Here is a 14,048-nt window from a genome sequence, read left to right as displayed (position 1 = left end):
GAGCCCCGAGGGAGCGAATTCATTCGCGAGCTTTGGGGCGGCCGGCTAGGTGCGGCCGGCTAGGTGCGACCGGCCAGGCGCAGCCTGCACCAGAGCTCGCGGCCAAGTCCGCCGCCACAAAAACCAAAAAACAGCCTAACCGCGCGTGATCCAGTCATAGCGAATCGACACCGTCACCTCCAGCGGCGCGTCCACCACGGCGGCGCGGCGCTCGGCGGTGGCGCGCCAGCCGTGGGGCGTCATGGCGAGCAGATCGGCGCGGGCCTGGGCGTCGCCCAGGCGTAGGCGGTATTCGAGGGTCTCGCTGTGGGCCAGCGCCATGCCGTCCGGAATCTGCGTCAGGTGCTTGGCGTCGTCGTAGGGGCGCACCTCGTCATACAGGCGCGCGCGCAGCTCCAGCAGGTGCTCCTGGGTCGGCCCCATGCGCAGCAGGCCGCCGCCTGGCGCCAGCAGGCGGCGGGCTTCCAGCCAGTCCAGCGGGCTGAACACGCTGGCCAGCAGGTCGCAGCTGGCGTCGGCGAGCGGCACGCGGGCCATGCTGGCGACCATCCAGGTCGATTGCGGCGCACGCCGGCAGGCACGCTTGACCGCCTCGCGGGAAATGTCCAGCGCGTAGCCGTCGGCCTCGGGCAGTTTTTCCGCGATCTGCCCGGTGTAGTAGCCCTCGCCGCAGCCGATATCCAGCCAGCGGCGCGGCGTGTAGCCGGCCGCCAGTTCCGCCAGGCGCCGGGCCAGCGGCGCGTAGTGGCCGCCGTCCAGGAAGCGCCGGCGTGCTTCCACCATGGCCTGGTTGTCGCCGGGGTCGCGGCTGTTCTTGTGCTGTACCGGCAGCAGGTTCAGGTAGCCCTGGCGGGCGCGATCGAAGCGGTGGCCGGCCGGGCAGGCCACGCCGTTGTCGACGTTGTGCAGCGCGCCCTGGCAGAGGGGACAGATCAGCATGGTCAGGCCGCCAGCAGTTTCACCAGGGTCTGGTAGTAGACCTCGGTGAGCAGATCCAGATCGCTGGCCAGCACGCGCTCGTCGATCTGGTGGATGGTGGCGTTGACCGGCCCCAGCTCGACCACCTGGGTGCCCAGGGTGGCGATGAAGCGCCCGTCCGAGGTGCCGCCGCTGGTGGACGGGGTGGTGTCATGGCCGGTGATCTCGCGAATGCTCGCCGCCACGGCATCCAGCAGTTCGCCCGGCTGGGTGAGGAACGGCAGGCCGGACAGCGACCAGTCGATGCTCCAGTCCAGGCCGTGCCGGTCGAGGATCGCTGCCACGCGCTGCTTGAGGCCGTCCTCGGCGGATTCGGTGCTGAAGCGGAAGTTGAACACCACCTGCAGCTCTCCGGGGATCACGTTGGTGGCGCCGGTGCCGCCGTTGATGTTGGAGATCTGGAAGCTGGTCGGCGGGAAGAAGGCGTTGCCGTCGTCCCAGTGCTCGGCGGCCAGCTCGGACAGCGCCGGGGCGGCCAGGTGGATCGGATTGCGCGCCAGGTGCGGGTAGGCCACATGGCCCTGCTTGCCGCGCACGGTGAGTACGGCGCCCAGCGAGCCGCGCCGGCCATTCTTCACCACGTCGCCGAGGCGCTCGGTGCTCGAGGGCTCACCGACGATGCACCAGTCCAGGCGCTCGCCACGCGCGCGCAGGCGCTCCACCACCGCCTTGGTGCCATGCTCGGCCGGGCCTTCCTCGTCGCTGGTGATCAGGAAGGCGATGGCGCCCTTGTGGTTCGGATGGTTGGCCACGAAGCGCTCGACGGCGATGATCATCGACGCCAGGCTGCCCTTCATGTCCGCGGCGCCACGGCCGCGGAGCATGCCGTCGGCGTCGATCTGCGCCTCGAACGGACTGAGCTGCCACTTGGCCTCCGGGCCGGTGGGCACCACGTCGGTATGGCCGGCGAAGCACAGCACCGGGCCTTCGCCGCCGCGCCGCGCCCAGAAGTTGTCCACCTCGGCGATGCGCATCGGCTCGACGGCGAAGCCACAGGCTTCCAGGCGACGCATCATCAGCTCCTGGCAGCCCTCGTCCAGCGGGGTGACCGAAGGACGGCGAATCAGCTCGCAGGCGAGTTCCAGGGTGGGGGACAGGGTGCTCATGAGGGCTCCACGGTGGGTTGGCGAATCGGGCGCGTATCTTAAAGGAAAGCCGCGCGTCGCCGTCAGCCCTCGGTGGCCAGTGTTTCCGCCCGCGCGCGGGCCGGCAGCGAGGACAGCAGGGCCATGACCAGCGCCGCCAGGTAGGGCAGCGACTGCACCAGCAGCACCAGCACCCAGAGGTACAGGTCGCCGCCCGGGTTGTCCTCGGTGAGCAGCAGGCCCGCCGCCGCGCACCACAGCAGCAGCATGACGAACACCTCCTCGCGCGCCTCCGCCAGCGCCTTGAGCAGGCCGGAGCGGCTGGCCAGCTTGGGGGTGCGGAAGAATGGAATGCTGCGGGTGGCGAAGCCGAACAGCACCGCCTTGGCGATGGTGTACGACAGCGCCAGCCCGGCCACCGCCGCGTACAGCGCGTCGCTCAGGCTCACGCCGACGGCCTTGCGGTACAGGTAGAGCATCTTGCCGACCTTGAAGACGAACAGCGCCAGCGGCGGCAGGGCGAAGATCAGCAGCGGCGGGTCGACGCGCTGCGGCACGATGATCATCGCCGCCGACCACAGCAGCGCGCCGAGGGTGAAGAAGATGTTCAGCCCGTCGGCGATCCACGGCAGCCAGCCGGCGAGGAAGTGGTAGCGCTGCCCGGGCGTCAGCAGGCAGTCCTTGCCGAGCAGCAGGCAGCGGGCGTGGTGCTTCATGATCTGGATGGCGCCGTAGGCCCAGCGGAAGCGCTGCTTCTTGTAGTCGCTGAAGGTGTCGGGCATCAGGCCGCGCCCGAAGCTCTGCTCGGAATAGCCGGCGGAGAAGCCCTGCTCGAAGACCCGCAGGCCGAGTTCGGCATCCTCGGTGATGCACCACTCGGCCCAGCCCAACTCGTCGAGCACGCTGCGGCGGGTCATGGTCATGGTGCCGTGCTGGATGATGGCGTCGCGCTCGTTGCGGGTGACCATGCCGATGTGGAAGAAGCCCTTGTACTCCGCGTAGCACAGGCGCTTGAAGGCGCTGTCCTCGCCGTCGCGGAAATCCTGCGGCGACTGCACCACGGCGATCTTCGGGTCAACGAAGTGCGGCACCATGTGCCGCAGCCAGTTCGGCGACACGCAGTAGTCGGCGTCGATCACCGCGATCACCTCGACGTCCGGCGCGGTGTGCGGCAGCACCCAGTTCAGCGCGCCGCCCTTGAAGCCCTCCAGCGGCGCCACGTGGAAGAAGCGAAAACGCGGGCCGAGCCGTTCGCAGTGGGCCTGCACCGGCTGCCACACGGCGGGGTCTTTGGTGTTGTTGTCGATCACCAGCACCTCGAAATCCGGATAGTCGAGGCGGGACAGCGCATCCAGGGTGCGCTTGAGCATGTCCGGCGGCTCGTTGTAGCAGGGCACATGCACCGAGACTTTCGGCCGGTAGGCATCGTCGCGGGTCACCGGCGGAAAGGGGCGCCGGCGCCGGCTCAGCCAGACGGTTTCGGCCAGCTCGTGGGCCTCGGTGAGCAGCACGATGAACACGCCCAGGGCGCCAACGCCGAGCAGCGCGCCCACCGTCAGGGTGAACCAGGTGGCGTATTGCAGGCTGTAGTCGTAGGCCATCCACACCAGCAGTGAGCCGAAGGCGAAGGCCACCAGGGCCAGGAAAGCGCGGCCGTGGGTGCGCAGGTTGCTACCGTCGATCAGCAGCAGGGTCAGCGCCAGCACGGCCAGCACCGCCGAACCGATGGCCAGCAGGCGCCACTGCGGGATGGCGATCACCGGGCCGCTGAAGGCGAACTTGGGCTGTCGCTCCAGGTTCCAGACGCCCCAGTAGGCACCCACCGAACCTTCGTCATCCATTTTCCACGGCTGGTCGAAGGCCTCGATGATGAAGTAGTTGTAGCCGCGCAGGTTCAGCGCATTCACCAGGGTGCGCAGGTAAATGGCCTGGTCCGCCGGGCTGGCCTCGGCCGGGCCGCGCGCCCGGCCGTTGCTGGGCCAGCCCACTTCGGAAAGCAGCAGTGGCTTGCCGGGGAACTGTTTCTTCAGGTCCTGCACGCGTTCCAGCACGAAGGCAGTGGCGTGCTGGCGGGGAATGAATTCCCAGTAGGGCAGGATGTGCGCGGCAATCAGGTCCACTTCGCGGGCCAGCTGCGGGTGCTCCTGCCAGATGTGCCACTGCTCGGAGGTGGAAACCGGCACCTTGACCGCCTCGCGCACGCGGCGGATGTAGGCGATCAGCGCCTCGGGCTCGATTTCGCCCCGGTACAAAGCTTCGTTGCCGACCAGTACGCGCACCACGCTGCGCGACTGGTTGGCCAGCTCGATGGCCCGGGCGATCTCCCGTTCGTTGCGCTCGAGATCGGTGCTGATCCACACCCCCAGGGTCACGCGCAGGCCGAACTCCTCGGCCAGGCGGGGAATGTCGGCCTGGCTGCCTTCCACCGAGTAGGTACGGATGTTGTTGGTCTGGCCGCTGACCAGCTGCAGGTCGCCCCGGATGTCCTCGTCGCTGGGGTAGCGGTTGTCGCGCGGGTCCTGGCCGGGCCGGAACGGCGAGAAGGAATAGCCCGCCACTTGCTCGGGCCAATTCGGCGCGGGCATCGGGCGGTTGACCAGCGCCCAGGCGCCGATGAACAGCGCGGCGATGGCCACCACGATGACCAGGGTCAGCAGTGGTCGGGTGGGGTGGTTCATGAACGCGGCCTCCTTGGCCTCACCGCAATGAGCATTGGTCAGCAAGCGGGTGGCGGAAGTTCTCTGCCCGACAAAGCATCGCCACTGAAGCCGCTACGCGCCCGCAGGTGCACTTCATTACTCCGTTGAACGCGCGGATAATGCCGACCCGTTCGTGAGGTACGGCAATGAGTAGCGAAGATCAGCGTTTCGGCGGCATCGCCCGCCTGTATGGCCGCGAGGGCCTGGACCGCCTGCAGGCGGCGCATGTGGCGGTGGTGGGGATCGGCGGGGTCGGTTCCTGGGCGGCCGAGGCCCTGGCGCGCAGCGGGGTGGGCGAGGTTTCCCTGTTCGACCTGGACGATGTCTGCATCACCAACACCAACCGCCAGTTGCACGCCATCGAAGGCAACGTCGGCCGTGCCAAGGTGGAGGTGATGGCCGAGCGGATTCGCGCCATCAACCCGGCCTGCCGGGTGCATGCCGTGGCGGACTTCGTGACCCGCGAGACCATGGCCGAGTACATCACCCCGCAGCTCGACTACGTGATCGACTGCATCGACAGCGTGCAGGCCAAGGCGGCGCTGATCGCCTGGTGCAAGCGCCGCAAGATCGGCATCGTCACCACCGGCGGCGCGGGCGGGCAGATCGATCCGACGCAGATCCAGATCGCCGACCTGAACAAGACCTTCAACGACCCGCTGGCCGCCAAGGTGCGTTCGCTGCTGCGCCGCGACTACGGCTTCTCGCGAACCCCGGGCCGCACCTACAGCGTGCCCTGCGTGTTCTCCAGCGAGCAGCTGCGCTATCCCAAGCCGGACGGCGGGGTATGCCAGAGCAAGAGCTTCGTCGGCGAGGGCGTGAAGCTGGACTGCGCCGGCGGCTTCGGTGCGGTGATGATGGTCACTGCCAGCTTTGGCATGGCCGCCGCCGCCAAGGCGGTGGAGAAGCTGGTAGCCGGCGCGCGCCGGCCGGCGGAGCGGGGCGTTTCTTAGGGCGGCAGCGTAGGTGCGGCTGCCCGATGCTCCGTCCGGTGGCCAACGCGTTGCGTTGACCACCCTGCGCGGCCTTCTGGGTGGGCGTTCCCGTGCCTGAAAACGTAGGGCAGTCGGCGCATTTCCCGGCCGCCGATGCGGCAGGCACCAACGCCGCGTCGCAGGACAACGTTTTCTTGTCCGCCATCGCGCCGTCCCGGCGCGCCGTGGCGGCCGGAACAACGCCGACCGCCCTACGAGCGGGTCAGCTCCCGCATGCGCTGCAAGACGGCATTCATGCCGTTGCTGCGCGACGGCGAGAGTTGGCGGGACAGGCCCAACTGGTCGAACCACTCCGCCACATCGAGCTGGGCCAGCTCTTCACCACCGAGACCATCGACCCGCGCCAGCAGCACGGCCAGCAGGCCGCGCAGCAGGCGGGCATCGCTGTAGGCGCGAAAGTGCCAGCAGCCCTCGCGCCGTTCGGCCAGCAGCCACACGCTGCTTTCGCAGCCCTGCACCTGGTTGGCCGGCACGCGCTCCGCCTCGCCGAGCGGTTCAAGACGTTCGCCCCACTGCATCAGCAGGCGCGCGCGCTGCTCCCAGCCGGGACAGCCGGCGAAGGCGTCCAGCGCCGCCCGTGCGGCAGGTGGCAGGCTCATCGCAGGATCTCCAGCGCCTGGTCCAGGGCGGCGAAGAAACGGGTGAGGTCCTCGCCGTCGTTGTACAGCCCCAGCGACACGCGAATGGCGCCCGGCACGCCGAGGCGCTGCATCAGCGGCATGGCGCAGTGGTTGCCGCCGCGCACGGCGACACCCTGTTCGCCCAGCAGCTGGGCCAGGTCGGCGTGGTGCACGTCGTCCACCACGAAGCTCGCCAGCGCCGCCTGGGGCTCGCCGAGCAGGCGAACGCCCTCGCGTACCGACAGGCCGGCCACCAGATGCTCCAGCAGTGCCTGCTCGTGCCGGCGCACGGCCTGGGCATCCAGGCTGCACAGGTAGTCCAGGGCCGCGCTCAGGCCAATCACCCCGGCGATCGGCGGCGTGCCGGCTTCCAGGCCCATGGGCGCGGCATGGAAGTCCGCGCTGTGGAAGTCCGCCCGGCGCACCATCTCGCCGCCGAACTGCCAGTGTTTGAGGCGATCCAGGCAATCGGCGCGCCCGTAGAGCACGCCGACGCCGTCCGGTCCGTAGAGCTTGTGGGCGGAGAAGGCATAAAAGTCGCAGCCCAGCGCCTGCAGATCGTGGCGGCCGTGCACGCTGGCCTGTGCGCCGTCGACCACGGTGATCGCGCCCTGCGCCCGGGCCAGTTGTAACAGTGCCTCCACGGGCTGCCAGCGGCCGAGCACGTTGGACAGCTGGCTGACCGCCAGGATGCGCGTGCGCGGGCCGATCAGGCGGGCCGCGGCGTCCAGTTCGATCTCGCCCCGGGCGTCCAGCGGCAGGATCACCAGCCGGGCCTGGGTGCGCAACGCCAGTTGCTGCCAGGGCAGCAGGTTGGCGTGGTGCTCCAGGGCGCTGATGACGATCTCATCGCCCGCCGCCAAGCGATGCTCCAGGCCGTAGGCCAGCAGGTTGAGCGCTTCCGTGGTGCCGCGGGTGAAGACGATCTGGCTCGGACTGGCGGCGTTCAGCCAGCTCGCTACCCGCTGCCGGGCGGCCTCGTATAGGCGGGTGACCCGCTCGGCCGGCGAATGCTGGGCGCGATGCACGTTGGCCACGCCGCTGGTGTAGTAGCCGGTCAGCGCGTCGATCAGCGCCTGCGGCTTCTGGGCGGTGGCGGCGCTGTCCAGATAGGTCTGGCCCTGGGCTTCGAACAGCGACAGGGCCGGAAAGTCAGCGCGCCAGGGGGAATGCAGAACCATGCGTACCACCTCAGGCGGCGGCCGCGAGTCGCGGTCGCGGCCTGTCGTGACAGGTCAGTTGTGGGCGTGCAGCGCTTCGTTGAGCTCGATGGCGCTCTTGTTGGTCTTGCATTCGACCGCGCCGGTCTGGGAATTGCGGCGGAACAGCAGGTCCGGCTGGCCGGCCAGGTCGCGGGCCTTGACTACCTTGACCAGCGCGTTCTGGTCGTCGAGGACCGCCACCTTGGTGCCGGCGGTGATGTACAGGCCCGACTCCACGGTGTTGCGGTCGCCCAGCGGGATGCCGATGCCGGCATTGGCGCCGATCAGGCAGCCTTCGCCGACGCTGATGACGATGTTGCCGCCGCCCGACAGGGTGCCCATGGTGGAGCAGCCGCCGCCCAGGTCCGAGCCCTTGCCGACGAACACGCCGGCGGAAATGCGCCCTTCGACCATGCCCGGGCCGGCGGTGCCGGCGTTGAAGTTGACGAAGCCTTCGTGCATCACCGTGGTGCCTTCACCAATGTAGGCACCCAGGCGGATACGCGCGCTGTCGGCGATGCGCACGCCGCTCGGCACCACGTAGTCGGTCATCTTCGGGAACTTGTCCACCGAGAACACTTCCAGCAGGCGGCCCTTGAGGCGCGCTTCGAGCTGGCATTCGGCCAGTTCGGCAAGATCGATGGCGCCTTCGCTGGTCCAGGCCACGTTGGGCAGCAGCGGGAAGATGCCGGTCAGGTTCAGGCCGTGGGGCTTGACCAGGCGATGCGACAGCAGGTGCAGCTTCAGGTACGCCTCCGGGGTGGAGGTCAGCGCGGCGTCTTCCGCCAGCAGGGTGGCCACTAGCGGCTTCTGGCTTTCGGCCAGGCGCACCAGCAGCGCGGACTGGACCGCGTCGATGCCTTTCAGGGCGGCGGCCAGGTCAGCAGCCTTGTCCTTGTTGATGGCGATGGCCTGGTTGCCGCCGGTGTAGTCCAACAGCGGCAGCACGGCGGCTACCAGCTCGGCAGACGGCTTGAGCAGCGGCTGGGCGTAGAAGATTTCCAGCCAGGCGCCCTGACGATTCTGGGTTCCGACCCCGAAGGCCAGGCTGAAGAGAGAGGTGGTCATGGTCGGTATTCCTTCTGGGTCGTCAGGTGTAAAGGGGAATCAGCCGATGGCTTCGCGATACAGATCGGGCTTGAAGCCGACCAGCGTGCGCTCGCCCAGGTCGAGCACCGGGCGCTTGATCATCGAGGGCTGGGCCAGCATCAACTCGATGGCCCGGGCTTCGTCCAGGCCGGCCTTCTGGCTGTCGTCGAGCTTACGGAAGGTGGTGCCGGCGCGGTTCAGCACGGCCTGCCAGCCATGTTCGGCACACCAGCGCTGCAGGTGCTCGCGCGTGATGCCGGCGCTCTTGTAGTCGTGGAAGGCGTACTCGGTGCCGTGCTCGTCGAGCCAGGCGCGGGCCTTCTTCATCGTGTCGCAGGCCTTGATGCCGTAGAGGGTGTAAGCCATTGGTTTCGATTCTCTTGCGGTCGCCGGCGGCCGTTGCCGGACGGGCGGCGAATTATGCCACGCGCCGCCGTTGTGTTGTTTGCGCGTGAGGCGCGCATCCGCATGTGCGTGGGGTGGTCAACGCTGCGCCTTGACCGCCCTACAGGGTTGGATGGCCCGCCGTCCTAGGCGGCCAGGAAGCGGCGGATGCGCTCGGCTGCCTCGACGCATTCCTCCAACGACGCTACCAGCGCCATGCGCACGCGGCCCGCGCCGGGGTTGAAGCCATCCACCTCGCGGGACAGGAACGAGCCGGGCAGCACGGTGACGTGTTCGGCGGCGAACAGTTCGCGGGCGAAGGTGGCATCGTCCCCCGGGGTTTTCGCCCACAGGTAGAAGCCGCCGTCCGGGCGCTGCACGTCGAGTACCGGCGCGAGGATGTCCAGCACCGCATCGAACTTTTGCCGGTACAGGGCGCGGTTGGCGCGCACATGTGCCTCGTCCTTCCAGGCCGCTTCGCTGGCCAGCTGGACATGGCCGGGCAGGGCGCAGCCATGGTAGGTGCGGTAGAGCAGATAGCCCTTGAGGATCTCGGCGTCGCCGGCCACGAAACCGGAGCGCAGGCCCGGCAGGTTGGAGCGCTTGGACAGGCTGTGGAACACCACGCAGCGCTTGAAGTCGCTGCGCCCCAGCGCGACGCAGGCACTGAGCAGGCCGGGCGGCGGGCTGTTCTCGTCGAAGTAGAGTTCGCTGTAGCACTCGTCCGCGGCGATCACGAAGTCGTGTTCATCGGCCAGGGCAATCAGCCTCTTCAGGGTTTCCAGCGGCAGCAGGGCGCCGGTGGGGTTGCCTGGCGAGCAGATGAACAGGATCTGCGTGCGCTGCCAGATCTCGGCCGGCACGGCATCGAAATCCGGTGCGAAGCCGTTGTCGGCCAGGCATGGCAGGTAGTGCGGGGTGGCGCCGGCCAGCAGGGCCGCGCCTTCGTAGATCTGATAGAAGGGATTGGGACTGACCACCAGCCCGCCCTGCTCGCGGTTGAACACCGCCTGCACGAAGGAGAACAGCGCCTCGCGGGTGCCGCTGACCGGCAGCGCGTGGCGCCCGGCGTCCAGCCAGCCGTCCGGTACGCCGAAGCGCTGCTGGCACCAGGCGACGATGGCTTCGCGCAGGGCGGGCGAACCCAGCGTGGCCGGATAGACCGACAGCTGGTCCATGTGCGCGGCCAGCGTCTGGGCGACAAAAGCCGGCGCGGCATGCTTGGGCTCGCCGATGGACAGGGCGATGTGCGACCGGTCGGCCGGCGGCTGCGCACCGGCCATCAGGGCGCGCAGCTTCTCGAAGGGGTAGGGGTGGAGCAGGGACAGGGCTGAATTCATGGGAGTGTCAGATGCTGAGGTGGTTCAGGTTGATGGCGGGACTGCCTTCCACAGCAAGCTGTTCAACAATGGCCTTCTGCAGGCGTGCGCACAGCTCGGGATCGGAGAGGGGCTGGTTGTGGGCGTCGGTGATGAAGAACACGTCTTCGACGCGCTCGCCCAGGGTAGTGATCTTGGCGTTCTGCAGAGAAAGATCGAAGTCCAGGAAGATCTTGCCGATACGCGCCAGCAGGCCGGGGCGGTCGGGAGCGATCAGCTCCAGCACGGTGACCGCGCGCTGCGCATCGTTGTGGATGGTCACCTGGGGCGCGAAGGCGAAGTGCTTGAGCTGGCGCGTCACCCGACGCTGGATGATCGCCGGATAGTCGGGACTCTTCAGGGCATCGATCAGGCCGCGGCGAATCTCCTCGACGCGCTCGGGCGTGTCGATCACCCGGCCGTCCTCGGCGTCCAGCACGATGTAAGTGTCCAGGGTGAACTGGCTGGTTGAGGTGATGATCCGCGCGTCATGGATATCCAGGTTGAGCTGGTCCATGGCGGCCACGGTCACCGCGAAGAAGTCGTGCTGGTCGGGGGCGTAGATGAAGATCTGGCTGGCGCCTTCCACCTCGCGCTGGGCGGTCTGGCGGATCAGCACCAGCGGTTCGCCGCCGGGCGGATGGTCGAGGATGGCCTGGGTGTGCCAGGCGATGTCGTCGGCGCTGTGGCGCAGGAAATAGTCGTCGCCCAGTTGGCTCCACAGCTGTTCCGCCGCATCCGGGTCGATGCCGGCGGCGGCCAGCAGGTCGAGCGCGGCGCTCTGCGTCTGGCAGATCTGCTCCTCGCGATCCAGCGGGTTGGCCAGACCCCGGTTCAGGGCGCGCTTGGTCTCGTCGTAGAGCTGGCGCAGCAGGCTGGCCCGCCAGGAGTTCCACAGGGTCGGGTTGGTGGCGTTGATGTCCGCCACGGTCAGTACGTAGAGGTAATCCAGCCGCGTGCCGTCGCCGACCATCTGTGCGAAGTCGTTGATCACCTGCGGGTCTGAGAGGTCCTTGCGCTGCGCGGTGGTGGACATCGCCAGGTGGTTGTTGACCAGCCAGACGATCAGCCGGCTGTCCCACGGCGGCAACTGGTGGCGGGCGCAGAAGGCTTCGGCGAACTGCGCGCCGATCTCCGAGTGGTCGCCCCCGCGGCCCTTGCCGATGTCGTGGTAGAGGCCGGCCAGGTAGATCAGTTCCGGCTTGGGCAACTGGTCGATCAGACGGCTGGCCAGCGGGAACTTCTCCGCCAGCTCCGGCCACTTGAACTTGCGCAGGTGCTTGATCAGGTTGAGGGTGTGCGCGTCCACCGTGTAGATGTGGAACAGGTCGTGCTGCATCTGTCCGACGATCTGGCCGAACTCCGGCAGGTAGCGGCCGAGGATGCCGTAGCGGTTCATGCGCCGCAGGTTGCGGTGAATGCCCTGGCTGCTGCGGAACAGCTCGATGAACAGGCTGGTGTTGCGGATGTCGGCGCGGAACTCGTCGTCGATCAGGTAGCGGTGGTCGCGCAGCTGGCGAATGGTGTCGGCGCGCACACCCTTGATGCCCGGCTGCTGGGCCAGCAGCACGAAGATTTCCAGGATGGCGAAGGGCGTGCGCTCGAAGACCTGATCGTGGGTCACTTCCAGGTAGCCGTTGCGGATCTGGAAGCGGTTGTTCAGCGGCACCGGCGGCTCGTCGCCGTCGTGGGCGAGGATGACTTCCTCGAAGTGCTGCTTGATCAGGTCGTTGAGTTCCGCCACGCCCATGACCACGCGGTAGTACTTCTGCATGAAGCGCTCGACGGCAGTCTTGGCGTCGTTATTGCTGTAGCCGAGCAGGCCAGCGATGCGCCGCTGGTGGTCGAACAGCAGACGATCCTCGGCGCGGCCGGCCAGCATGTGCAGCGCGTAGCGCACCTTCCAGAGAAATTCCTGGGCGCTGGTGAGGATGGCGTACTCGCTTTCCAGCAGGAAACCCTGCGCCACCATGGCCTGCATGTTCAGGGTGCCGAAGTGGCGGCGGGCCATCCAGAGGATGGTCTGGATGTCACGCAGTCCACCCGGCGAACCCTTCACGTTGGGCTCCAGGTTGTATTCGGTGTCGTTGTACTTGGCGTGGCGGGCGCGCAGTTCCTTGCGCTTGGCCAGGAAGAACTCCTCGCTCGGCCACATCTGCTGCGGGCTGGTTACCGCCTGCATGCGTTCGCGCAGGTGCTCGGGGCCGGCGATGGTGCGGCTTTCCATCAGGTTGGTGATCACCGTCAGATCGGCGCGCGCCTCTTCGGCGCATTCGTCCACCGAGCGCACGCTCTGGCCGACATCCAGGCCGATGTCCCAGAGCAGGGTGAGGAAGCCCTCGATGGGCTCGCGGAACAGCTCGTGATCCTCGCCGTCCAGCAGAATCAGCAGATCGATGTCCGAATAGGGATGCAACTCGCCACGCCCGTAACCGCCCACGGCCAACAGGGCGATGGCCGCATCGTTGCTCCAGTCGAACCGTTGCCAGGCCAGCTGCAGGATCTGGTCGACGAACCAGGCGCGATCCCGGACCAGCTGGCGGATGTCGTGGCCCGCCAGGAAGCGGCGATCCAGCACCTCGCGGGCGCGGGCAATAGCCTTCTTGAAGGCCGCGATGGGGCTGGCCTTGAGGGACAGTTCCGCCTGGAACTGGCTGGGGTCGAACAATTCGGTATCGGTCTGGAGCATGACGGCGGCCTTACTGCGGGATGGGCGGCTGAGGCAAGTTTCAGGCCGATCGGTGAGCGATGGTGTCGTCCTTGCGCAGGGTCAGGATCTCGTAGCCGGTGGCGGTGACCAGCAGGGTGTGTTCCCACTGGGCGGACAGCTTGCGGTCCTTGGTGATGGCGGTCCAGCCATCGCCCAGGGTGCGGGTTTCCGGGCGACCCTGGTTGAGCATCGGCTCGATGGTGAAGGTCATGCCTTCCTTGAGTTCCAGGCCGGTGCCTGCCTTGCCGTAGTGCAGCACCTGGGGTTCCTCGTGGAAAACCGCACCAATACCGTGCCCGCAGTACTCGCGCACGATGGAGAAGCCGTGGCTCTCGGCATGCTTCTGGATCACTTCGCCGATATCGCCCAGACGGGTGCCCGGACGCACCAGTTCGATGCCCTTGTAGAGGCACTCCTGGGTGATGCGGCACAGGCGTTCGGCCCATTCCGGCACGTTGCCGACCATGAACATCTTGCTGGTATCGCCGTGGTAACCGTCCTTGATGACGGTGATGTCGATGTTGATGATGTCGCCGTTCTTCAGCGGCTTGTCATTGGGGATGCCATGGCACACCACGTGGTTGATCGACGTGCAGATCGACTTGGGAAAGCCGTGGTAGTTGAGCGGGGCGGGGATGGCCTGCTGAACGTTGACGATATAGTCGTGGCAGATGCGATCCAGCTCCTCGGTGGTGACCCCGGCCTTGACGTGGGGCTCGATCATTTCCAGTACCTCGGCGGCCAGGCGGCCGGCGACGCGCATCTTCTCGATTTCTTCCGGGGTCTTGATGGACACGGTCATGGGGGATCTCTTTCCGGCGCTCGGCGGCGCGCTCTGCAATACAAGGAAGCGGAATGATAAACCAAAGCGATTGCCGTCGGGCGGCTGGCGCGGCCGGCCGGGTCGGCAAAAAAGCCGCGCGCCAGC

Annotated in this window: 11 protein-coding genes; 1 reads left to right on the top strand and 10 read right to left on the bottom strand. The window is 67.7% G+C overall.

What is annotated here, in order from left to right; translation table 11 throughout:
* Window positions 1-135: 135 nt before the first annotated feature.
* The 3 genes from SF06_RS07485 to SF06_RS07475 form a co-directional block, all read right to left on the bottom strand.
* Entirely contained in the window at window positions 136-939 is an 804-nt protein-coding gene (locus SF06_RS07485) for a putative RNA methyltransferase (protein ID WP_039560570.1), read from the bottom strand.
* Between the two features lie 2 nt (window positions 940-941).
* The gene (dapE, locus tag SF06_RS07480; protein WP_039560568.1) at window positions 942-2,084 is read right to left on the bottom strand and encodes a succinyl-diaminopimelate desuccinylase; all 1,143 of its coding nucleotides are present in this window, start codon (window positions 2,082-2,084) and stop codon (window positions 942-944) included.
* Window positions 2,085-2,146: 62 nt separating this feature from the next.
* Window positions 2,147-4,741: a glycosyltransferase gene (locus SF06_RS07475; protein WP_039560564.1), complete on the bottom strand. Its 2,595-nt coding sequence runs from the start codon at window positions 4,739-4,741 to the stop codon at window positions 2,147-2,149.
* Window positions 4,742-4,908: 167 nt separating this feature from the next.
* Between SF06_RS07475 and tcdA the strand changes: the two genes are divergently transcribed.
* Entirely contained in the window at window positions 4,909-5,715 is an 807-nt protein-coding gene (tcdA, locus tag SF06_RS07470) for a tRNA cyclic N6-threonylcarbamoyladenosine(37) synthase TcdA (protein ID WP_039560563.1), read from the top strand.
* Window positions 5,716-5,948: 233 nt separating this feature from the next.
* Here the strand turns inward: tcdA and SF06_RS07465 are convergent, their stop codons facing one another.
* From SF06_RS07465 to map, 7 genes are all read right to left on the bottom strand, one after another.
* Entirely contained in the window at window positions 5,949-6,356 is a 408-nt protein-coding gene (locus tag SF06_RS07465) for a SufE family protein (RefSeq protein WP_039560561.1), read from the bottom strand.
* A complete protein-coding gene (locus SF06_RS07460) occupies window positions 6,353-7,558 on the bottom strand; it encodes an aminotransferase class V-fold PLP-dependent enzyme (protein WP_039560559.1) in 1,206 nt (401 codons plus the stop codon). Before SF06_RS07460 ends, SF06_RS07465 begins: the two co-directional genes overlap by 4 nt.
* A 54-nt stretch (window positions 7,559-7,612) precedes the next feature.
* A complete protein-coding gene (gene dapD / locus SF06_RS07455) occupies window positions 7,613-8,647 on the bottom strand; it encodes a 2,3,4,5-tetrahydropyridine-2,6-dicarboxylate N-succinyltransferase (protein WP_027589228.1) in 1,035 nt (344 codons plus the stop codon).
* A gap of 39 nt (window positions 8,648-8,686) precedes the next feature.
* Window positions 8,687-9,034, bottom strand: a complete 348-nt coding sequence (locus SF06_RS07450) for an ArsC family reductase (protein WP_039560556.1) — start codon at window positions 9,032-9,034, stop codon at window positions 8,687-8,689.
* Between the two features lie 164 nt (window positions 9,035-9,198).
* Complete coding sequence (gene dapC, locus SF06_RS07445; RefSeq protein ID WP_039560555.1) at window positions 9,199-10,392, bottom strand: succinyldiaminopimelate transaminase; 1,194 nt, start codon at window positions 10,390-10,392, stop codon at window positions 9,199-9,201.
* 7 nt (window positions 10,393-10,399) lie between these two features.
* On the bottom strand, window positions 10,400-13,099 hold the full coding sequence (locus SF06_RS07440; protein WP_039560553.1) for a [protein-PII] uridylyltransferase: 2,700 nt from the start codon (window positions 13,097-13,099) through the stop codon (window positions 10,400-10,402).
* A gap of 40 nt (window positions 13,100-13,139) precedes the next feature.
* Window positions 13,140-13,922 (bottom strand): type I methionyl aminopeptidase, encoded by a 783-nt coding sequence (gene map / locus SF06_RS07435; RefSeq protein ID WP_039560550.1) that lies wholly within the window; start codon window positions 13,920-13,922, stop codon window positions 13,140-13,142.
* Window positions 13,923-14,048 lie beyond the last annotated feature (126 nt).

This window comes from Pseudomonas flexibilis (assembly GCF_000802425.1).
GTDB classification, from domain to species: Bacteria; Pseudomonadota; Gammaproteobacteria; order Pseudomonadales; family Pseudomonadaceae; genus Serpens; species Serpens flexibilis.
Note: the sequence above shows the minus strand (reverse complement) of the source record. Positions and strands in the feature narration are given on the sequence as shown.